The sequence below is a fragment of the Bradyrhizobium sp. AZCC 1578 genome, assembly GCF_036924675.1.
Lineage (GTDB): Bacteria > Pseudomonadota > Alphaproteobacteria > Rhizobiales > Xanthobacteraceae > Bradyrhizobium.
In genome coordinates this window covers 716,703-737,395 of the sequence record NZ_JAZHRZ010000001.1, presented here as the reverse complement: position 1 = coordinate 737,395, position 20,693 = coordinate 716,703, and the positions used below count along the sequence as shown (strand labels likewise).

The window sequence follows — 20,693 nt, the reverse complement described above, 5'->3', positions numbered from 1 at the left end:
GCCATGTCCTGCATTCGCTTTGCCATCTTCGCACTCCTCGTCGGTTTGTTCAGTTCGGCGGAGATCGCCACTGCCGACGAAGCCGCCAATGCCTGGCAGGCGTTGCGCGCCGGGGAGCATGTCGCGCTGATGCGGCATACCGATGCGCCGGGGGGATTCGGCGATCCGCCCGGTTTCCGCGTTGAAGATTGTGCCACCCAGCGCAACCTGAGCGCCAAGGGGCGGGCGGACGCCGAGAAGATCGGTGCGCGGCTCAAGCGGGAAGGGATTGCGTTTGAAACGATCCTGAGCTCGCCGTGGTGCCGATGCGTCGATACCGCCAAATTGCTGAACTTGGGGCCGGTCGAGACCGTTGCGACATTCGGTAATGTCGTGGTGTTGCGCGATCAACGAGAGACACTAACGGCGGGCGCCCGTGCGCGCATCGCCAAATGGACGTCGCGCGGAAACCTCCTCATCGTGACGCACGGCGCGAACATTTCGGCGCTCACCGGTGTCTCGCCGGCCAGCGGCGAGATCGTCGTGGTCAAAGGCGGAAGCGAACGCACTGAGCCTGCCGGCCGCCTGGTTCTCGAGTGAGCCAATTCGAACTACCGTGCGTCCGCGCGCGTCCTTTGTGCGATAGCGGTTCCAGTTGACGATCACGCCTTTCGCATCGGTTTCGTTGCCGTTGCAGTGCGTGCGTTTTCGGCCTCTGGTTCATTGGCGGCATTCGGGAAAATCACGAAAAATCCCAGAAGACCGCCGACCATCGTACCGTAGATCAGGAAGGCCGTTATCAGCCAGCGTCGCGAATTGGCCTGACGCTCTTTCGGTGGGAGTGAGCTTTCCATGTCGGGAAATCCATCTGTCAGCCCCGGACGGTTATAAGCTCAGTCGAAACGGCGGCATGTGATCTGGTTCACGGCAGCGGCCGGCAAAGGTCTCGCGCTGCCCGACGGGGCAAATCAGCTAGATGTTGTGTCCAGCCGGTCCCGCAAAAATTATCCGCCTCGGGCGCCATGCGTCGCGAGATCGCCGCCACATATCCAGTTGTCATCGTCCGCGAAGGCGAAGGCGGACGATCCAGTTTCCAGAGACCGCGATGATTGAACCGATAGGCCGCAGCGTACTGGATCCCCGCCTTCGCGGGGATGACGATCGAAAGTTGCGTCGCTTCGCTCGCAATGACGGCCTCAAGTGAACCGCCACGCTCTAACAAGAGGAAGCCCCATGCTCACCGTCCATCATCTCAACGACTCCCGCTCGCAGCGAATTTTGTGGCTGCTGGAGGAACTCGACACGCCCTATGAGCTGAAGCGTTATCAGCGCAACGCCGAGACGCGGCTGGCGCCGCCGGAGTTGAAAGAGGTTCATCCGCTCGGCAAATCGCCCGTCATCACTGACGGCGAGATGACCATCGCCGAATCCGGCGCCATTGTCGATTACATCATCCGCCGCTACGGCCAGGGAAAAGACAAGCCCGCGATGATGCCGGCGCCCGGCAGCGCGGACTACGAGGCCTACAACGAGTGGCTGCACTATTCCGAAGGCTCGGCGATGTTGCCGTTGATGCTGAACCTCTATGTCGGCCGGCTGAAGGAGGCGGGTGCGCCGCTGCATCCGCGCATCGACGGCGAACTGGCGAACCACCTCGGCTATGTCGACCGCGCGCTGAACGGGCGAGAGTTCTTCGTCGGGGCGTCGCTGACCGGCGCCGACATCCAGATGAGTTTTGTCGGCGAGCTGGCGAAAGTGTTCGACAAGCTCGGGCCATATCGGAAGCTGGCCGCCTGGCTGGAGCGCATGCACGCCCGTCCGGCGTTCCAGCGCTCGGTCGCCAAGGGCGGGCCATACCGGTTTGCGTAGTAGCCCCGATGTCGTCCCTGCGAACCGCAGGGACCCATACGCCGCGGCCCTGGGAAGGGACACCCTGGCAGACACCCATTGTTCCAGGTCCCGCCGGTGGTTATGGGCCCCGGCTCAAGGCCGGGGCGACGACAGATGGGGCTTCATTCCCACCATATCTTGCATAAATACCAGCCCTGTACCGCAAGTGCTTGGCCAATTCCGGCCGATGTGGTATCTCGCAGGCGCTTCTTTCGACCGCCACACCAGACCCGCCCGCTTCGCCCCTAAGGGCCTGCGGCGGTGGAGATATTTCGCCCAATGACCTCCTCGCCCAACAGCGCCAAGACCGCCTCCGCGCCCGACTCGTTCTTCACGGCCACGCTCGCCGAGGCCGACCCGGAAATCGCTGCCGCGATCAAGGGCGAACTCGGCCGCCAGCGGCACGAGATCGAGCTGATCGCCTCGGAAAACATAATCGTCAGCCGGGCCGTGCTGGAAGCGCAGGGTTCGGTGATGACCAACAAATACGCGGAAGGTTATCCGGGCGCGCGTTACTATGGCGGCTGCGAATGGGTCGACGTCGCCGAGACCTTGGCGATCGAGCGCGCCAAAAAGCTGTTCGGTGCGCAGTTTGCCAACGTGCAGCCGAACTCCGGCAGCCAGATGAACCAGGCGGCGTTTCTGGCGCTGCTGCAGCCCGGCGACACCTTTATGGGCCTCGACCTCGCGGCCGGTGGCCATCTCACCCACGGCTCGCCGGTCAACATGTCCGGCAAGTGGTTCAAGGCCGCGCACTACACGGTGCGGCGTGAAGACCAGATCATCGACATGGACGAGGTGGCGAAGCAAGCCGAGCAGGTGAAGCCGAAGCTGATCATCGCCGGCGGATCGGCCTATTCGCGCGCCTGGGACTTCAAGCGCTTCCGCGAGATCGCCGATAGCGTCGGCGCCTACCTCCTGGTCGACATGGCGCATTTCGCCGGCCTCGTTGCCGGCGGCGTCCATGCCTCGCCAGTACCGCACGCCCACGTCACCACGACGACGACGCACAAATCGCTGCGCGGCCCGCGCGGCGGCCTGATTCTCTGCAACGACGAGGCGCTCGCCAAGAAGCTGAATTCGGCGATCTTCCCCGGCCTGCAGGGCGGGCCGCTGATGCATGTCATCGCCGCCAAGGCGGTGGCGTTCGCCGAGGCGCTGCGTCCGGACTTCAAGGTCTACGCGAAGAACGTCGTCGAGAACGCCAAGGCGCTGGCGGAAACGCTGCGCGGCCATGGCCTCGACATCGTCTCCGGCGGCACCGACAACCATCTGATGCTGGTCGATCTCCGGCCGAAGGGGCTGAAGGGCAACGTGTCCGAGAAGGCGCTGGTGCGCGCCGCCATCACCTGCAACAAGAACGGCATTCCGTTCGACCCCGAAAAGCCGTTCGTCACCTCGGGCCTGCGTCTCGGCACGCCGGCGGCGACGACGCGCGGCTTCGGCGTCGCCGAGTTCAAGCAGGTCGGCGGCATGATCGCCGAGGTGCTCAATGCGCTGGCGCAGTCGGAGGACGGCAAGGCGCCGCTGGTCGAAGCCGCGATCAAGGAACGCGTGAAGGCGCTCACCGACCGCTTCCCGATCTATCAGTAAGGTCTAGCAAGTCGAAGGTCCCGTTGGATGCGTTGTCCTAGCTGCAACAGTCTCGATACGCAGGTGAAGGATTCGCGTCCGACCGAGGACTCGGCCGTGATCCGGCGGCGGCGGGTATGCATCGCCTGCAACTTCCGCTTCACCACCTTCGAGCGGGTGCAGTTGCGCGAACTGACGGTAATCAAGCGCAACGGGCGCCGGGTGCCGTTCGACCGCGACAAGCTGGTCCGCTCGCTGCAGATCTCCTTGCGCAAGCGCCCGGTCGATCCTGAGCGGGTCGAGAAGATGGTTTCAGCGATCGTGCGCGAACTCGAGAGCGGCGGCGAGGCGGAAGTCTCCTCGGAGGCGATCGGCGAGATCGTGATGGAGCATCTGCGCCAGCTCGACGACGTTGCCTATGTGCGCTTCGCCTCCGTCTATCGCAATTTCCGCGAGGCCAAGGATTTTGAGACCGTGCTCGGCGAGCTCTCAGGCGAGGACGAAGCGCGGATCGCCACGTTGCGCAAATGATCTTCCGCATTCTGGAAGACCAGTACGGGCAGAAGATCAGGGAGTCCAAAGCGGTGGACCAGCGCTTCATGCAGCTTGCGCTGTCGCTCGGCCGGCGCGGGCTGGGGAGCACTTGGTCCAACCCGGCCGTCGGGGCGGTCGTCGTGAAGGATGGCGTCATCGTCGGGCGCGGCTGGACGCAACCGGGCGGGCGACCGCATGCCGAGCCGGAGGCGCTCAAACGCGCCGGCGAGGCGGCGCGGGGCGCGACGCTGTATGTGACGCTGGAGCCCTGCTCACATTTCGGCAAATCGCCACCTTGCGTCGATGCCGTGATCGCATCCGGAATTGCGCGCGTGGTGTCGGCGATCGAGGACCCCAATCCGGAGGTGGCCGGGCAGGGACATGCAAAACTCCGCGCGGCCGGGATATCAGTCGATGTCGGGCTCGGCGCTCAGGAAGCCTCGCGCGATCACGCCGGCCATTTCCGCCGCGTCCGCGACAAGCGCCCGCATGTGATCCTGAAACTCGCCGTCTCCGCCGACGACAAGATCGCTGCCGCCGGCCACAAGCCCGTTGCGATTACGGGCGAGGCCGCGAGAAAGCGGGTGCATCTGTTGCGCGCGCAATGCGACGCGATCCTGGTCGGCATCGGCACTGTGTTGGCGGACGATCCGCTGCTGACCTGCCGCCTGCCCGGCATGGAAGCACGGTCGCCGGTACGGGTGGTGCTGGATCGCGCGCTGCGCATTCCCGGCACAAGTAAGCTGGTTCAATCCGCGCGGCAGACGCCGCTCTGGGTGATGACCTCAGATTTTGCCGAGGCGCCGGCCGCCGTGAAACTCGGTGCGGCAGGCGCGCCGGTGGTACGCGTTGCGGCTACCGCGCAGCCGCCGTGGCTGGATCTATCGGCGGTGCTGCACGCGCTGTCCGACAAGGGCATCACAAGGCTGATGGTCGAGGGCGGATCGCGGGTGGCGTCATCTTTCGTCGCGAGCGGCTTGGTCGATGAAATCTGGCTGTTGCGCGGTCCTGATAAAGTCGGCGCTGACGGCATTCCCGCGCTGGACGCATTGCCGCTGTCGGCAATCACCGGGTCGCCCGCGTTCAAGGCACGTGCTAGCGAAACACTGGATAACGACACGCTTACGATTTACGAGCGCACTGCCTAAGTTCGTGGTGGAAAAATGTTTACCGGAATTGTCACCGACATCGGCGAAATCGTCGCCCTCACGCCAACGGCGCAGGGGCAGTTGCATCGCATGCGGATCGCCTGCCGCTACGACCAGACGACCATCGCCGACGGGGCCTCGATTGCCTGCAACGGCGTCTGCCTGACGGTAGTCGCTTCCGGCGTCGAAGGCGGCAAGACCTGGTTCGACGTCGATGCCGCCGCGGAAACGCTCGGCATGACCACGGCCAAGCATTGGGCCAAGGGAACAAAGCTCAATCTCGAGCGTGCGCTGAAGATCGGCGACGAACTCGGTGGTCATATCGTTGCAGGCCATGCCGACGGCGTGGCCACCATCGCCGGGCGCGACGATCTGCCCGATATGGCCCGGTTCGAACTGCGCACGACGCGAGAGCTGGCGCGTTTCATCGCCGCCAAAGGTTCGGTGACGCTGGATGGTGTGTCCCTGACCGTGAATACGGTCGAGGATGTCACATTTTCGGTGTTGATTATCCCGCACACGCTCAGCGTCACCACGCTTGGCGGCTGGGCAGCAGGCAGCGAGGTCAATATCGAGGTCGACCTGATGGCCCGCTACGCGGCGCGGCTGTCGGAAATGAAGTGACAGGGTAACATACGGCGCTTAAAACGCCGGCCCAACCCCTCATGGTGAGGAGGCGCACTTGCGCCGTCTCGAACCATGAGGCCCGGAAGTAACTCCATCCTTCGAGACGCGGCCAAGAGGCCGCTCCTTCAGGATGAGGACCTAGCAAGACGGAAGATAGTTGATGGCAGACGCACGGCGCGCACCGCTGAAAGACCAGACCGACATCACAGGCGCGCGCGCGCTCATCGTGGAGGCGCGGTTTTATGACGACATCCAGGACGCGCTGCTGGAAGGCGCCGTCGCCGAACTGAAGGCCGCCGGCGTGACGCACGACGTCATCACCGTGCCCGGCGCGCTGGAGATTCCGGCTGCCATCGCCATCGCGCTCGATGCCGCCGACCGGAACGGCAAGCCGTATGATGCGGCGATTGCGCTCGGCTGTGTGGTGCGCGGCGACACCATCCATTTCGAGATCGTCTCGATCGAATCCTCCCGCGCCCTGATGGACCTTGCGGTCGCGCGAAAGGTGCCGCTCGGCAACGGCATCATTACCGTCAATACCGAGGCGCAGGCCTGGGCGAGGGCGCGCGCCAGCGAGTTGAACAAGGGCGGCGACGCCGCGCGCGCGGCGCTGGCGATGCTGCGGATCAAACGCCGGCTGGCAAAGGCTTAGGCGATGGCAGAGAAGAAGCCCGCCAAAACTCCCGACAAGAAAGCCAACCGCCGTGGCGCGGCGCGGCTCGCCGCCGTGCAGGCGCTGTACCAGATGGACATCGCGGGGGCCGGGATCAACGACATTTTCGCCGAGTTTGAAAGCCACTGGCTCGGCAACGAGGTCGAGGGCGAGAAATACCTGCCGGCGGAAGCCGCATTCTTCCGCGACGTCGTATCGGGCGTGGTCCGCGACCAGGCGAGGCTCGATCCTCTGATCGACGACGCGCTGCAGAAGGGCTGGCCCTTGAAGCGGATCGACGCGATTTTGCGCGCGGTGCTGCGGGCCGGCTCCTACGAGCTCGAGCATCGCAAGGACGTGCCGGGCCGCGTGGTCGTATCCGAATATGTCGACGTCGCGCATGCCTTTGTCGAAAGGGACGAGACCGGCATGGTCAATGCCGTGCTCGACCAGATCGCGCGCCAGTTCCGCGCCGACGAGTTCACGCGTGGCTAGCGGCAAACCAGTGTCCGGCGAAGACTGGCTGATCGCGCGCTATTTCCGGCCGCTTGCGACTGATCCCGGTGCCTTCGGTCTCGACGACGACGCTGCGGCGCTGAAGCCGTCCGGCGATGACCTCGTGGTGACGACGGATGCGCTCGTCGAGGGCGTGCATTTCCTGCCCGATGATCCGCCCGATGCGGTCGCACGCAAGGCGCTGCGGGTGAACCTCAGCGATCTCGCCGCGAAGGGCGCAACGCCGGCCGGGTTTGTGCTGACGTTGGCGCTCCGCACCGCGGATGAGGCCTGGCTAAAACCGTTCGCGGCGGCGCTGGGCGAGGACATCAGGCAGTTCGTATGTCCGCTGCTCGGCGGCGATACGGTGTCGACGCCGGGGCCGCTGATGGTTTCGGTGACTGCATTCGGCCACGTGCCGCCGGGCGGAATGGTCCATCGCAGCGGCGCCAAACCCGGCGAGCGCGTGATGGTCACGGGCACGATCGGAGACGCCGGGCTGGGGCTGGCTATCCTCCGCGGGGGGAAGGTGCATGCCGCCGCCGATACGGCCGCGCGGGCGATGCTGGTCGGGCGCTATCGCGTCCCGCAGCCGCGCGTGGCAATGGCCGAAATCGTTCGCGAATACGCCAGTGCTTCGATGGATGTCTCGGATGGGTTGGCAGGCGATCTGACAAAGCTCTGCGGCGTGTCCGGCGTGTCCGCCGTGGTCGATCTGGAGCAGGTGCCGCTGTCCGACGCGGCGCGGGGTTTGGTGTCGCGCGGCATTGTCGGACTGGAGACATTGATCGCCGGTGGCGACGATTACGAAATCCTCTGCACGATTCCGGAAGAGCGTGTTGAAGCCTTCGAAGCTGCCGCGGAGCGCGCAGGGGTTGCGCTTAGTTCCATCGGAACGATCGTCGCGGGGAGTTCAGTTCCAAAGTTCGTCGACAAAGAGGGCAAGGAAATCGCGCTGGAACGGCTGTCCTACAGCCATTTTTGAAGGCGGCGTATAATGCCGTCGGCTTTATTTCGTGCCAGCCATTGCAATTTCGCTGAAAACCTATAGGTTGTAGCGCATTCGATTACCGCCGTGCCTTTTTGAACGCGCCCCACGGGGCTTCTTTCCAGAGACATCGTCGAGATTGGATTTGAATCCGTGCGATCGCCGCGCGGAATGAAAAGCCTATGTGCTTTGGAGAAGAGAAAATGGCTACGGGAACAGTGAAGTGGTTCAACGGTCAAAAGGGTTTCGGTTTCATTGAGCCGAGCGATGGCAGCAAGGATGTGTTCGTGCACATCTCCGCCGTCGAGCGCGCCGGCCTTGGCGGGCTGGCCGAAGGTCAGAAGGTTCAGTTCGAACTCAAGACTGACAAGATGCGGGGCAAGGTAAGCGCGGAAAACCTGTCGCTGGTCTAAGGCCTCGAAACGGTCGTTTCACGGATGTACTGGAATGGCTCGTGAGCCCGCTCGATCCCTCCCGGGGTTGAGCGGGCTCTTGTATTTTGGCCGGGCCGAATACCCGATGCCCCCGGGCGCCAGTTGGCTGGACGTATTCCGGGTGACACCTTTCAAAAATCGACGGTTTTCGCCCTTCGTGACATTGCGCCGGAGGGGCGATTTTGGCATGGTCCCGCCCGATTTGAGGCCGCCCTTCTGGGCAGGGAAGGCCTCCTTTTTATGCGTCCGCCGCTACCCGCGGTGACGGCGCGGGGGTGGAACGAACAAAAAACTGAGGCAAATTCAATGACAGCATTGTGGGTGATTGTGCTCTGCGGAGCGCTTTCGATTGTCTACGCCATCTGGGCCACGTCTTCCGTTCTGAAATCGGACGCCGGCAATCCGCGCATGCAGGAAATCGCGGCGGCTGTCGCTGAAGGCGCGCAGGCCTATCTACGCCGCCAATACATGACGATCGCCATGGTCGGCGTCGTGATCTTCGCGCTGCTGGCTTACTTCCTCGGCATGCTGGTTGCGATCGGCTTCCTGATCGGCGCGGTGCTGTCGGGCGCTGCCGGCTTCATCGGCATGAACGTCTCGGTTCGCGCCAACGTGCGCACCGCGCAGGCGGCGACTACTTCGCTGGGCGGCGGCCTCGAACTGGCCTTCAAGGCGGGTGCGATCACCGGCCTCCTCGTGGCCGGTCTTGCGCTGCTCGGCGTCACCATCTACTTCGCGTATCTCACCCAGATAATGGGGCTGAAGGCCAACGATCGCGTCGTCGTCGACGCGCTGGTAGCGCTCGGCTTCGGCGCGTCGCTGATCTCGATCTTCGCCCGTCTCGGCGGCGGCATCTTCACCAAGGGCGCCGACGTCGGCGGCGACCTCGTCGGCAAGGTCGAAGCCGGTATTCCCGAAGACGATCCGCGCAACCCGGCGACCATCGCCGACAACGTCGGCGACAACGTCGGCGACTGCGCTGGCATGGCGGCCGACCTGTTCGAGACCTATGCGGTGACCGCGGTCGCCACCATGGTGCTCGCCGCGATCTTCTTCGCGACCTCGCCGCTGCTGGTGAACATGATGACCCTGCCGCTCGCCATCGGCGGCATCTGCATCATCACCTCGATCATCGGCACCTTCTTCGTCAAGCTCGGCGCCAGCCAGTCGATCATGGGGGCCTTGTACAAGGGCCTGATCGCGACCGGCGTGCTGTCGCTGCTCGGCGTCGCAGCCGTCATCCACTGGCTGATCGGTTTCGGCGAGCTGGCGGGCGTGAAGTACACCGGCATGGCGCTGTTCCAATGCGGCGTCGTCGGTCTCGCCGTCACCGGCCTGATCATCTGGATCACCGAATACTATACCGGTACCGATTTTCGCCCGGTGAAGTCGATCGCCTCGTCCTCGGTTACGGGCCACGGCACCAACGTGATCCAGGGTCTGGCGATCTCGATGGAAGCGACTGCGATGCCCGCAATCGTCATCATCGCCGGCATCCTCATCACCTACAGCCTTGCCGGCCTGTTCGGCATCGCGATTGCGACCACGACGATGCTGGCGCTGGCCGGCATGATCGTCGCGCTCGACGCTTTCGGTCCGGTTACCGACAACGCCGGCGGCATTGCCGAAATGGCGGGCCTTCCGAAGGAGGTCCGCAAGTCGACCGACGCGCTCGATGCGGTCGGCAACACCACCAAGGCGGTCACCAAGGGCTATGCGATCGGCTCGGCCGGTCTCGGCGCGCTGGTGCTGTTCGCGGCCTACAATGAAGACCTCAAGTTCTTCATCGCCAATCCTGCGAAGCATCCGTACTTCCAGGGTGTGCTGCCCGACTTCTCGCTCAACAACCCTTACGTCGTGGTCGGCCTCCTGTTCGGCGGTCTGCTGCCGTATCTGTTCGGCGCAATGGGCATGACCGCGGTCGGCCGTGCGGCCGGCGCGATCGTCGAGGAAGTGCGGCGCCAGTTCCGCGAGAAGCCCGGCATCATGCAGGGCACTGACAAGCCGGACTATGGCAAGGCGGTCGACCTGCTGACCAAGGCGGCGATCAAGGAAATGATCATTCCGTCGCTGCTGCCGGTGCTGTCGCCGATCTTCGTCTACTTCGCGATCTACGCGATCGCGGGCGGCGGCGCGGCCGGCAAGTCGGCGGCGTTCTCCGCGGTCGGCGCCATGCTGCTCGGCGTGATCGTGACCGGCTTGTTCGTTGCGATCTCGATGACCTCAGGCGGCGGCGCCTGGGACAACGCCAAGAAGTACATTGAGGACGGCCATTTCGGCGGCAAGGGATCGGACGCCCACAAGGCAGCCGTGACCGGTGATACCGTCGGCGATCCCTACAAGGATACGGCCGGTCCCGCGGTCAACCCGATGATCAAGATCACCAACATCGTGGCGCTGTTGCTGCTGGCGATCCTGGCGCACTGAGCCGGCCGAGAGGCTGATCAAAACGAAAACCCCGCGGTGCGAGCCGCGGGGTTTTTTCATGCCCGAGCCTAATCTAGCAATTGCGATATCCGTTTGTCCCATTCTGGATGCAGCTGCTTTAGCGGTGCGAGGAAATGACTCTGAGGCTCTCTCAACTCGTTCATACGGCTTGCGCATTGGCGTGCGTCGTCCAGGTTGCCAAGTGCGATATGGCAGCATGTAAGCGTTTCAAACGTCGGACGGAATGTCGGGCGAATAGCGAGCGCTTTGTTGGCGGTCGCAAGTGCGCTCTCGGCGTCTCCGGCGAGAAGCTGAGCATGGGCAAGCAGATTGTACCAAGCGAGGTTCTGGGGATCGTTCGGATTTAGCGTCAGGCCATGTTCAAGCGGTTAGATTGCCTCTCGCGCCAGACCCGTGAACAAGCGGGCCAGGCCGAGAATCAGATGCCCTAACGCGAAGCTTGAGCTCAATGCGATCGCCTTCTCGGCTGCCGATACGGCTACGAGCGGTGCGTTGTTGTAAGCGTTCGCGATGGCGAAGGCATAGTGCGCGTAGGGGTCTCTCGGATCGAGGGTGATTGCATGCGCCGCGGCATCCACGCCCTCCTTGCTGTCCACGGCGGGCGTGTCGCTCCAGCCGTAGGCGATTATCCCGGCGCTGACGCGCCCAAGCCAGATGTGCGATTCCGGCAGATCCGGATCGATTGCGCATGCGCGACGAAATAGCGTCCGCGCAGCCAGATGGCCCTCGCGGGTGACCTTGTGAAAATGCCACATTCCCTGACGCACGAGGTCCCAGGCGGTCATATTGCCGGTATGACGCAACGCTGCAAAATGGGATTCTGTCTTGAGAAGCTCGGGCTCGATCGCACCCGCGACCCGCTCGGCGATCTCGTCCTGGATCGCAAAGACATCAGCCATCTCCAGATCGTAGCGCTCCGCCCATACATTGCTGCCGTCGCTCGCGTCGATGAACTGAGCCGTAATGCGCAGTCGAAGGGCGGATTGGCGAACGCTTCCCTGCAACACGTAACGCGCGCCAAGCTCGCGAGCGGCTTGCAGCACATCGATCTGCTTGCCCTTGAAAATAAAGGCAGAACCGCGCCCGATGACCCGGAACCAGCGAAACCGGGATAGCGCCGTGATGATATCTTCGGTCAGCCCATCGGCGAGATATTCTTTGTCGACCTCGCCAATGATGTCGAAAGGCAGAACCGCGATAATCGGGCGCGACTGGGCATTGCTCTCAGCGCGCTGCGGCGTGGCGCTCTGCGCCCGAGAAGCGACCGGCCCAGCAAACCGGTAGCCGACACGCGGGACCGTCGTGATCCATTCGGAGCCGTCATGGGCGGTGCCGAGCAGCTTACGTAGCGCCGCGATCTGGACTGACAGGTTGCTTTCCTCCACGGCGACGCCAGGCCAGGCAACGTCCATCAGGCTCGCTTTGTCGAAGATTCTGCCGGGCGACTCCAGGAACGCGCGCAACAGCAGGAGGCCCTTGTGGCCGACCACGACCGGTCGGCCGTCCCGTGACAGCATTCCGCGATCCATATCAAGCATGAACGGGCCAAAGGTGAAGGGCTCGCTGGGCATGCGGCGAGCTTACCGAGCTTTGGAAGAATTTGGAATTTTTCGGACCAATCTTTGAGACTCCGGCCCTCCAGACAAGTGATCCTGCGCATGTTGGGTAAGACAATCCGAACCGGAGAGACGGCAATGAGCAACATGATCGTACGGGAACGGCACGGCGTGGAATCGGGCGGTGGCGGGAAGGGCTTTGTCGTGAAGGGGAGCAAAGGCTACCGCGCCGAGCAGGGCTCCGACTATCAGCCGGGGATCAGTGCGGAGACTGTCGGTTCGAAAATGATCTGGCTCGGCATCATTACGCTGCCGGCCGGCCGACGCACCAAAGCCCATTTCCACGAGCATCATGAGACGGCGCTCTACATGATGAGCGGGGACGAGCTGGAGATCTGGACCGGCGACCAGCTTCAGCACTGCGAAAAGGTACACCCCGGTGACTACATCTATATTCCGGCGGGCGTCCTGCACGTTGCGGTTAATCGCGCTGCCTCGCCGTCGGTCTTCGTGGGATCGCGCAGCGAAGCGACTGCCCAGGAGAGCGTGGTGATGCGGCCGGAGATGGATGCGCGTGTCCCGTGAGTGATCCTGACGCACTGAGCGGCGACAAGCTGATCGAAAGAATCCCGCGGTGAAAGCCGCGGGGTTCTTGTCTTTCGGATAGCTCAACCGGGGGTTTCCCGGAGTGCTGCTGATCCGGGGGCCATCGCTGTGGTAGAAAGCGTGGGTCCCGGCTCTGCGGAGCAGCGCGAAGCGCGCTGCACCGCGTCCGGGACAGGACTTTAATTCACATCCATCTGCAGGCCTTCGCGCTTGATGATCTCGCCGAACTTCGCCGTCTCGGCCTGCACGAAATCGGAGAACTGTTGTGGCGTTCCCCAGTCGGCGGTCGCGCCCATCTTCCCGATCGTCTTCTGGACGTCCTCCCGCGCCAGCATCGCCTTGATCTCCTTGTTGAGCGATTCAACGGCGGGAGCGGGCGTGGCCTTCGGCAGGAAGATGCCGAACCAGGAGGAGACGTCGAACTTCGAAAGCTCCGGCGCGCTTTCGCGCATGGTCGGAACGTTCGGGGCGAGTGTGCTGCGCTCGGGCGTGGTGACGGCGAGCGCGGTGAGTTTGCCTTCCTGGGTCTGCGGCAGCGTCGGGTAGAGATTGTCGAACAGGATCTGGATATCGCCGGCCAGCGCCGCCTGCAGCGCGGGGCCTGCGCCGCGGAACGGCACGTGCACCATCTTCAATCCGGTGAGCTGCAGGAACCAGGCGCCGGTGAGGTGAGGGCTCTGGCCTACGCCTGAGGAGGCATAGGTGAGCTTGTCCGGATTGGCCTTGATGTAGGCGATCAATTCGCCGATCGATTTGATGCCGGTCGACGGATGCGCCGACACGATATTCGGAATCCGGATCATGTTGCTGACCGGCTGCAACTGGTCGGCCTTGTAGGTCATGTTGCGGAAGATGCTGTAGGCAATCGCATTCGGACCGGGATTACCGACCAGGATGACGTGGCCGTCCGCCTTGCCCCGCACGACTTCGGCGGTGCCGATGGTGCCGCCGCCCCCGGAACGGTTTTCCACGACCGCGGACTGACCCCAGGCGGTCTGCAGATGTGCGGCCAACAGTCGTCCCATCACGTCGGTGCTGCCGCCGGCTGCCGCTGGCACAATGAGACGGACGGTCTCGGTCGGGCGCCAGTCGGTGCCATAACTCGCGCGCGGCAAGATCGCCGCAGCGGAAATGCCCGCGGCTCCGGTCAACACACGGCGGCGAGAAAAAGTTTTAATCGTCACAAGTTAACTCCCTGCTGAATCATTATTGATTGGCAGGAAGCCTAGGCAACGCGCGCATGCAGGGCAAGCCGGCGACTTGGCACAGGTTTTCCGCCTCGCGGAACAGGCGAAGTCGCCGTGACGTTTTCGAGCGAAGTGGATGCGGTTCGCTTAACGACAACGCAAAGACAAAGTGCGGAGCTTGGTTCTGATTCAATCAGAACCGATTGGCGCTAGTTAAAGCTGAGCAGCTTGAACAGCGGCGTCAGGTAGCTGAGTTCCTGGCCGGACGTTGGCGTGGTGCGGCTGATGAAGTCGAAGATCTTGCCGTCCTGCAATCCGTAATTGGCGAGGCGCGTCACCTGGCGGTTCTTGTCGAAATAGATCGCGATCACGCGCTGGTCCACGACCTGCTGATTCATGAACGCGACTTTGCGCTCGGAGCGCTGCGAGATGTAATAAAACACCTCGCCGTTCAAAGTCGCGACCGTCGATGGCGTTCCCATCACGATCAGCACCTGGTCTTGGCTGGCGCCGATCGGAATCTGCTCAAGCGCGTTGGGCGGCAGGATGTAGCCTTTCTGGAACTGCTCGCCGGTGCATCCGGCGAGCGCAGCGCAGACCAGTGCGACGGCTGCGGCGGCGCGAAAACCGCGCCGGCGCGCGCTCAGGCGGCGCGGCGTGGACACGCGGGCGCTCAGGTGGCTCATTTCAGTCATCTCAGGAATTCGCCCGTCCTCTTGCATCGCGCGGTGCGTTGACGTACCGGGCAGCACGCTTGATTGCAACATGCGCGGCCCGGGAGGGCTCGCTTGCGGAACCCACAATGCTTTGGCCGTTCAATCACTTCAGGAAACCCCGGACGCCGCTGCGCGGCACCATCGAGGCCATCTATGGCATGATCGTGACGCAGGCGCGAGAACCGTTGTTTTATCGGGACTTTGGGGTTCCGGACACGGTTAACGGCCGTTTTGACCTGCTTCTCCTGCACTTGTGGCTGGTCCTGCGGCGGCTGAAGTCGGTGGAGGGTGGCACGACGCTGTCGCAGGGGCTATTCGACCATTTTTGCAACGATATGGACGATAATCTGCGTGAGATGGGGGTTGGAGACCTCGCGGTGCCGAAGCGCATGCAGGCCTTCGGCGAAGCCTTCTATGGCCGGACCGCGGCCTATGATCTTGCGCTGACCGAGGGCCGAGAGGCACTGGCGCAGGCGATGTGCAAGAATATCCTGAACGGCGGGAACATCGAAAAGGCCCGACTGCTTGCCGCCTACGCCGAGGCGGCAATGGCGGGCCTCGACAGCCTCGACGAGGCGACGCTGGTGAGCGGCCGGGGCAGGTTTCCCTCGCCGGAGAAAGCAGGCGCGCAGCAATGAGCAAGACTGGCACAGAGAAGCCCGACCCGTGGCGTGTTCCCGTTGCGGTGGCGCAGATCCCCGAGACGGGCCTCCATCGCGATATCGAGGCCGATCAGGCCATCCGCAAAGCCGTGGCCGACACGGGCGGCTTGCGCGAGGTGCTATCGGCGGAGGCTTCCTTCGACGTGACGCCGAAGAGTGGCGGCCGCTTCCATGTGGCCGGCCATGTGCGGGCGCGGATCGGGCAGACCTGCGTGGTGACGCTGGAAGATATCGAGAACGACATCGACGAGCCGATCGATCTGATTTTCGCTCCGCCTGAGCAGATCCCGCAGATGGCCGCGCTGGTCGATGACGCTGAAGAAAGCGACGAGGAAACGCCCGATCCGCCCGAGCCGATCGAGAACGGCATGATCGATCTCGGCAGGGTTGCCACCGATGCATTGTATCTCGCGGTCGATCGATATCCGCGCAAACCCGGCGCCGTATTCGAGCCGATGGTTGAAGCCGCCGATCCCGAGGATCATCCGTTCGCGGCGCTCAAGGCGCTGAAGGCAGTGCCGAAAAAGCCGCGGGCCAGGAAGCCCAAGGGCAAGTAGGCGGGAGTTAAAATGGCCGGCGAAGCTGCCGTCGAGTGAGGCAATTCTGAAATCACGCCAAAAATATCCCGTAAGGTGTTGAATTGTATAGAAATATCTGCCATCCGTGATTTCGGGCCACACAGCTTCCCTTTCGCCAAAAGAGCGTGGTCAAGAGGTTGTGTCGGGGCGGGGACACGCTATTGTCGCGGCCCGGCGGGGGCGCGGGTTGCGTTTCGCCAGGCGCCGCGTAGCGGTGCCATTCCAGTGCGCCGCCGGCCTCTACGAGGGCCGCCAGAGATCAGGTTTCCGGGACGTTCATGCCGCAAAAGGTTCGCATCGCGCTTGACGCCATGGGTGGCGATGTCGGCGCATCGGTCGTCATTCCCGGCGCTGCAATTTCTTTGAAGCGGCATCCCGACAGCGAATTCCTGCTCTACGGCGACAGCAAGCAGATCGACGAACAACTCGCCAAGTACCCGGCGCTGCAAAAGGCGTCGCGCGTGATCCACACCGACGTCACTGTGAGCATGCACGACAAGCCGAGCCAGGCGCTGCGTCGCGGCCGCAAGACGTCGTCGATGTGGCTTGCGATTGATGCGGTGAAGCGAGGCGAGGCCGACGTCGCGGTCTCCGCGGGCAATACGGGCGCGCTGATGGCGATGGCGCGTTTCCACCTGCACACCATGCAAGGGATCGATCGTCCGGCCATTGCCGGCGTGTGGCCGACGGCGCGCGGCGATTCCGTCGTGCTCGACCTCGGCGCCACGATCGGCGGCGACGCGCACCATCTCGTGGCGCTGGCGGTGATGGGCAGCGCAATGGCGAGCGTGCTGCTGAACCGAGAACGGCCGACTGTCGGCCTCCTCAACATCGGGGTCGAGGAGATCAAGGGCCATGAGGAGATCCGCGAGGCCGCCGAGCTGCTGCGCGCGTCGCAGCTCAATTATATCGGCTTCGTCGAAGGCGACGGGATCGGCGCGGGCGCGGCTGACGTGATCGTGTCGGAAGGCTTTAGCGGCAACATCGCGCTGAAGGCTGCGGAGGGAACCGCGCGCCAGATGGCGGACTTCCTGCGCCAGGCCATGACGAGCAGTTGGCTGTCCCGGATCGGCTACCTATTCGCCCGGAGCGCGTTCAAGGCGCTGCGGGACAAGCTCGACCCGAATAAATCCAATGGCGGTGTTTTGCTCGGCTTGAAGGGCGTGGTCGTCAAAAGCCACGGCGGAATCAGCGCCGAAGGCTTTGCCTACGCAGTCGATGTTGGCTATGAGATGGTCCGCTGCGATCTCCTCACCAAGATCAATCAGATGATGAATAGCGACGGCAGTGCGCTGGCACCGACCGCGCAGGAGGCTGTCTCGTGACTGCGAAACGTTCGGTGGTGCTGGGCTGCGGCTCTTACCTGCCGCAGAAGGTGCTGACCAATGCCGAACTGGCGGCCCGAATCGATACTTCGGACGAGTGGATCGTGCAGCGTACCGGCATTCGGGAGCGCCACATCGCGGCCGAAGGCGAGTTCACCTCGCACCTGGCGATCAACGCCGCGCGCGCGGCGCTGGAACATGCCGGTCTCGACGCCCAGGCGATCGATCTGATCGTGCTCGCGACCTCGACGCCGGACAACACCTTTCCGGCCACCGCGGTTGCAGTCCAGAGCGGGCTCGGTATCCATCATGGCGCCGCCTTCGATCTGCAGGCGGTGTGTTCCGGCTTCGTCTTCGCGCTCGCCACCGCCGACAATTTCCTGCGCTCCGGCGCCTACAAGCGCGCGCTGGTGATCGGTGCGGAGACGTTTTCGCGCATTCTCGACTGGAACGACCGCGGCACCTGCGTGCTATTCGGCGACGGCGCCGGCGCGGTCGTATTGGAGGCGCAGGACCAGCCGGGTTTGCCGTCGGATCGCGGCGTGCTCACGACCCATCTGCGCTCGGACGGCCGGCACCAGTCGAAGCTGTTCGTGGACGGTGGTCCGTCCACGACGCAGACCGTCGGCCATCTCCGGATGGAGGGCCGCGAAGTGTTCAAGCACGCGGTCGGCATGATCACGGACGTGATTGTGGACGCCTTCGATGCGACCGGGACGACGGCCGAGGACATCGATTGGTTCATCCCGCATCAGGCCAACAAGCGAATCATCGATGCTTCGGCGCATAAGCTTCATATTGCGCCGCAGAAGGTGGTGCTGACCGTCGATTTGCACGGCAACACGTCGGCTGCGTCGATCCCGCTGGCGCTTGCGGTTGCCGTCAAGGACGGGCGGGTGAAGAAAGGCGATCTGGTGCTGTTCGAAGCCATGGGCGGCGGCTTCACCTGGGGTTCCGCGCTGGTGCGCTGGTAGACGTAGCGCAAAAGTACTGTCTAAAATTGTAGTGCGGTTCCATGCTTCTGCATGATGGTCGCTGTTGACCATTGCGTGCTAACCTCATAATTTCAGGGAATAAATTTTGTTCGCCGAGAGTGCGGGGCAGGCGATGACCGGGACCGGAAAAACAGTCACACGTGTCGATTTGTGCGAGGCGGTCTACCAGAAGGTGGGCCTGTCGCGGACGGAATCTTCAGCGTTTGTCGAACTCGTTCTGAAAGAAATTACCGATTGCCTGGAGAAGGGCGAGACAGTGAAGCTGTCGTCGTTCGGCTCCTTCATGGTGCGCAAGAAGGGTCAGCGTATCGGACGTAATCCGAAGACCGGTACTGAAGTGCCGATCTCGCCGCGTCGCGTGATGGTGTTCAAACCATCAGCTATTCTGAAGCAGCGGATCAACGGTCACGCGCCCGGCAACGGCGAAAGCAAGACCGACTAACAAGACCGACTAGCGAGATCGAGTAGAACGGCTGCGTAGCAAGGCGAGTACCGCGTCTTCACCAACGAGATAAGTTGAGAGGAGCTGGCACTTGGACAAGGCGCCGGATGCGTTCCGCACCATCAGCGAAGTCGCTGAAGAGCTCGACATTCCCCAGCACGTGTTGCGGTTCTGGGAGACGCGGTTCGCCCAGATCAAGCCGATGAAGCGAAGCGGCGGGCGGCGGTACTACCGCCCCGACGACGTCGACTTGCTGAAGGGCATCCGCCGTCTGCTGTACGGCGAGGGCTATACGATCCGCGGCGTGCAGCGGATCCTCAAAGAGCACGGCATCAAATCGGTGCAGGGCCTCGCCGACCAGAGCTCGGCGGTCACCTTCGGTGCAGTCGAGGAAGCGATCGGCCTCAGCTTGCAGGAGCCCGATGAGGGCGAGATTCCGACCGTCGCAGCCGACGATGAGGACTACGAGACCGAAGAGAAGGAAATCGACTACCGCTTCGTCGACACCGACGACGACGGCATTTTGCTGCCGTTTGCGAGGGCCAAGCCGGGCCCGTCGGACGCGGACCGCGAGCGCCTGGAGCGGGTGCTGCAGGACCTGATCGCCTGCAAGCAATTGCTGGATAACGCGCTGAAGGACGGCTGAGCGGGCGGTCGGAACTGGCGGTCAACCGGCCGCAATGAGGCCGCTCTCCTGCCTTGCGCCGGGCGCGGATCGCAGCTAATGGAACGGCATCGGAGCGTGGCGCAGCCCGGTTAGCGCACTAGTCTGGGAGACTAGGGGTCGAAGGTTCAAATCCTTTCGCTCCGACCAATTCTTTCACGGGTGGCGATTGTGATCGCTGCTAGATGCCGAGAACCCAGACGGCAACAATGGTCCCCAACACAGCTATTCCGCTGACTGTCCAGCCCGTCAAATAGGCCGCACCATTCGTTTCCGGTCGATCAACCATGGTATCGCGCCACTGGGTCATGGCGGCCTCCTGTTCGTTTTTATTGATACTGCCTCCGGTATGTAGGTCGCTGCCGCGCGCTCAAGGTTCAAGCGACGCTGACCGCGAAATAGTCCCCCACGGCTCTCATGACCCAACCAAGCTCGATACCTGCGCATCCCCAACGGGCCGGAGACGCGCGGCATCTTGGGGCATGCCGGCAGGTAGTAAGTCCGGCTTAACCCAACCGGCAGATCGAACTGATGCCAACCTTCCCGGCACATCCGGACGCCGCTATATAGAGCCGATTGCAACCTCTGCAGGTGCGTGAGGCCATGAATTTCTTGATGCGTGCAGCCTTTGTTCTAGGCGGCATATTTCTAGGTGTGAACCTGATCAACTACTTCGTCCTGGGCCATTCCGGGGATTACCTGCCGGGCGGCGAACGCATGGGCGAGTGGAAAGCGGCCAAAATACGCGAGGCGTGTTACCCCGCGCTTGAACATCTCGAAAGGGACGGGCAGCTCCCGAAGCTTTCGACCGACAAGCATCGCGTCGATTGGCGAGACCTCACCAGCGCGAAAGAGATGACGGCGGCGCTGAACTGCTATCTCGTCACGCACCCGAACGCGGTCTGCGAGCGGGACAATCGCGCCTACATCGTCGATTACATCGGTCGCTATTTTGCGAAATTCGATGAGATGATGAATACCGCCAAGCGATATGGCGAATCCGAAATGTCGACGGTCAGAGATCTCTGGGACAGTCCACGCAATCGCGCGATCAACGCGGCCTTGATGCAGGACGCCAGCAATGGCCGCCTGATCACCGCGGATTTCGGCTGGACCGTCCCGGCGCCAATAAAGCCGATGCTCGATCGCTACAAGGGCGCGACCGACAACTGCCCCAGGGCTTAGCAGCGGGAGC

General features: G+C 63.2%; 24 protein-coding genes and 1 tRNA gene. 20 read left to right on the top strand and 5 right to left on the bottom strand.

Features of this window, described 5'->3' with window-relative positions; genetic code table 11:
- Positions 1–3 precede the first annotated feature (3 nt).
- The gene (locus tag V1290_RS03770) at positions 4–579 is read left to right on the top strand and encodes a histidine phosphatase family protein (RefSeq protein WP_334363078.1); all 576 of its coding nucleotides are present in this window, start codon (positions 4–6) and stop codon (positions 577–579) included.
- A 62-nt stretch (positions 580–641) separates the two neighbouring features.
- Here the strand turns inward: V1290_RS03770 and V1290_RS03765 are convergent, their stop codons facing one another.
- The gene (locus V1290_RS03765) at positions 642–833 is read right to left on the bottom strand and encodes a hypothetical protein (protein ID WP_334363077.1); all 192 of its coding nucleotides are present in this window, start codon (positions 831–833) and stop codon (positions 642–644) included.
- A gap of 379 nt (positions 834–1,212) precedes the next feature.
- Here V1290_RS03765 and V1290_RS03760 point away from each other — a divergent pair, with 379 nt between their 5' ends.
- The 10 genes from V1290_RS03760 (at position 1,213) to V1290_RS03715 (ending at position 10,746) form a co-directional block, all read left to right on the top strand.
- Positions 1,213–1,848: a glutathione S-transferase family protein gene (locus V1290_RS03760; protein ID WP_334363076.1), complete on the top strand. Its 636-nt coding sequence runs from the start codon at positions 1,213–1,215 to the stop codon at positions 1,846–1,848.
- A gap of 300 nt (positions 1,849–2,148) precedes the next feature.
- Complete coding sequence (gene glyA / locus V1290_RS03755) at positions 2,149–3,462, top strand: serine hydroxymethyltransferase (protein ID WP_334363075.1); 1,314 nt, start codon at positions 2,149–2,151, stop codon at positions 3,460–3,462.
- A 27-nt stretch (positions 3,463–3,489) separates the two neighbouring features.
- Positions 3,490–3,972, top strand: a complete 483-nt coding sequence (gene nrdR, locus V1290_RS03750; RefSeq protein WP_028345697.1) for a transcriptional regulator NrdR — start codon at positions 3,490–3,492, stop codon at positions 3,970–3,972.
- The gene (gene ribD / locus V1290_RS03745; protein WP_334363074.1) at positions 3,969–5,123 is read left to right on the top strand and encodes a bifunctional diaminohydroxyphosphoribosylaminopyrimidine deaminase/5-amino-6-(5-phosphoribosylamino)uracil reductase RibD; all 1,155 of its coding nucleotides are present in this window, start codon (positions 3,969–3,971) and stop codon (positions 5,121–5,123) included. The genes nrdR and ribD overlap by 4 nt, the downstream gene beginning before the upstream one ends.
- 15 nt (positions 5,124–5,138) lie before the next feature.
- The gene (locus V1290_RS03740) at positions 5,139–5,747 is read left to right on the top strand and encodes a riboflavin synthase (RefSeq protein WP_334363073.1); all 609 of its coding nucleotides are present in this window, start codon (positions 5,139–5,141) and stop codon (positions 5,745–5,747) included.
- A gap of 163 nt (positions 5,748–5,910) precedes the next feature.
- Entirely contained in the window at positions 5,911–6,402 is a 492-nt protein-coding gene (gene ribH / locus V1290_RS03735; RefSeq protein WP_213255539.1) for a 6,7-dimethyl-8-ribityllumazine synthase, read from the top strand.
- A gap of 3 nt (positions 6,403–6,405) precedes the next feature.
- Complete coding sequence (gene nusB, locus V1290_RS03730; protein WP_334363072.1) at positions 6,406–6,897, top strand: transcription antitermination factor NusB; 492 nt, start codon at positions 6,406–6,408, stop codon at positions 6,895–6,897.
- Positions 6,890–7,882, top strand: coding sequence for a thiamine-phosphate kinase (gene thiL, locus V1290_RS03725; RefSeq protein WP_334363071.1), 993 nt, complete (start codon positions 6,890–6,892; stop codon positions 7,880–7,882). The genes nusB and thiL overlap by 8 nt, the downstream gene beginning before the upstream one ends.
- 206 nt (positions 7,883–8,088) lie before the next feature.
- Complete coding sequence (locus V1290_RS03720) at positions 8,089–8,298, top strand: cold-shock protein (protein WP_028345703.1); 210 nt, start codon at positions 8,089–8,091, stop codon at positions 8,296–8,298.
- A 327-nt stretch (positions 8,299–8,625) separates the two neighbouring features.
- Positions 8,626–10,746, top strand: coding sequence for a sodium-translocating pyrophosphatase (locus V1290_RS03715; RefSeq protein ID WP_334363070.1), 2,121 nt, complete (start codon positions 8,626–8,628; stop codon positions 10,744–10,746).
- A 389-nt stretch (positions 10,747–11,135) separates the two neighbouring features.
- On the opposite strand, the gene V1290_RS03710 is transcribed toward V1290_RS03715, so the two are convergent.
- Positions 11,136–12,257, bottom strand: a complete 1,122-nt coding sequence (locus V1290_RS03710; protein WP_334363069.1) for a winged helix-turn-helix domain-containing protein — start codon at positions 12,255–12,257, stop codon at positions 11,136–11,138.
- A 213-nt stretch (positions 12,258–12,470) separates the two neighbouring features.
- Between V1290_RS03710 and V1290_RS03705 the strand changes: the two genes are divergently transcribed.
- On the top strand, positions 12,471–12,908 hold the full coding sequence (locus tag V1290_RS03705; RefSeq protein ID WP_334368923.1) for a cupin domain-containing protein: 438 nt from the start codon (positions 12,471–12,473) through the stop codon (positions 12,906–12,908).
- 200 nt (positions 12,909–13,108) lie between these two features.
- On the opposite strand, the gene V1290_RS03700 is transcribed toward V1290_RS03705, so the two are convergent.
- Positions 13,109–14,113: a Bug family tripartite tricarboxylate transporter substrate binding protein gene (locus tag V1290_RS03700; RefSeq protein ID WP_334363068.1), complete on the bottom strand. Its 1,005-nt coding sequence runs from the start codon at positions 14,111–14,113 to the stop codon at positions 13,109–13,111.
- Between the two features lie 212 nt (positions 14,114–14,325).
- Positions 14,326–14,838 carry an outer membrane protein assembly factor BamE gene (locus V1290_RS03695; RefSeq protein ID WP_442895044.1) on the bottom strand — a complete coding sequence of 171 codons (513 nt, stop codon included), beginning with the start codon at positions 14,836–14,838 and terminating at the stop codon, positions 14,326–14,328.
- An 80-nt stretch (positions 14,839–14,918) separates the two neighbouring features.
- On the opposite strand from V1290_RS03695, the gene V1290_RS03690 reads away from it, so the two are divergent.
- The 7 genes from V1290_RS03690 (at position 14,919) to V1290_RS03660 (ending at position 19,648) form a co-directional block, all read left to right on the top strand.
- Positions 14,919–15,470, top strand: a complete 552-nt coding sequence (locus tag V1290_RS03690; protein WP_334363067.1) for a ubiquinol-cytochrome C chaperone family protein — start codon at positions 14,919–14,921, stop codon at positions 15,468–15,470.
- The gene (locus V1290_RS03685; RefSeq protein ID WP_334363066.1) at positions 15,467–16,051 is read left to right on the top strand and encodes a YceD family protein; all 585 of its coding nucleotides are present in this window, start codon (positions 15,467–15,469) and stop codon (positions 16,049–16,051) included. The genes V1290_RS03690 and V1290_RS03685 overlap by 4 nt, the downstream gene beginning before the upstream one ends.
- A 299-nt stretch (positions 16,052–16,350) precedes the next feature.
- Positions 16,351–17,397 carry a phosphate acyltransferase PlsX gene (plsX, locus tag V1290_RS03680; RefSeq protein WP_334363065.1) on the top strand — a complete coding sequence of 349 codons (1,047 nt, stop codon included), beginning with the start codon at positions 16,351–16,353 and terminating at the stop codon, positions 17,395–17,397.
- Complete coding sequence (locus tag V1290_RS03675) at positions 17,394–18,371, top strand: beta-ketoacyl-ACP synthase III (RefSeq protein ID WP_334363064.1); 978 nt, start codon at positions 17,394–17,396, stop codon at positions 18,369–18,371. Before plsX ends, V1290_RS03675 begins: the two co-directional genes overlap by 4 nt.
- A gap of 133 nt (positions 18,372–18,504) precedes the next feature.
- On the top strand, positions 18,505–18,834 hold the full coding sequence (locus V1290_RS03670) for an integration host factor subunit alpha (RefSeq protein WP_057845762.1): 330 nt from the start codon (positions 18,505–18,507) through the stop codon (positions 18,832–18,834).
- A gap of 91 nt (positions 18,835–18,925) precedes the next feature.
- Positions 18,926–19,480, top strand: a complete 555-nt coding sequence (locus V1290_RS03665) for a MerR family transcriptional regulator (protein ID WP_334363063.1) — start codon at positions 18,926–18,928, stop codon at positions 19,478–19,480.
- Positions 19,481–19,570: 90 nt separating this feature from the next.
- Positions 19,571–19,648 (top strand) — tRNA-Pro (locus tag V1290_RS03660).
- Between the two features lie 31 nt (positions 19,649–19,679).
- Here the strand turns inward: V1290_RS03660 and V1290_RS03655 are convergent.
- On the bottom strand, positions 19,680–19,808 hold the full coding sequence (locus V1290_RS03655) for a hypothetical protein (protein WP_334363062.1): 129 nt from the start codon (positions 19,806–19,808) through the stop codon (positions 19,680–19,682).
- 293 nt (positions 19,809–20,101) lie between these two features.
- Here V1290_RS03655 and V1290_RS03650 point away from each other — a divergent pair, with 293 nt between their 5' ends.
- Positions 20,102–20,683, top strand: coding sequence for a hypothetical protein (locus V1290_RS03650; RefSeq protein WP_334363061.1), 582 nt, complete (start codon positions 20,102–20,104; stop codon positions 20,681–20,683).
- Positions 20,684–20,693: the final 10 nt, after the last annotated feature.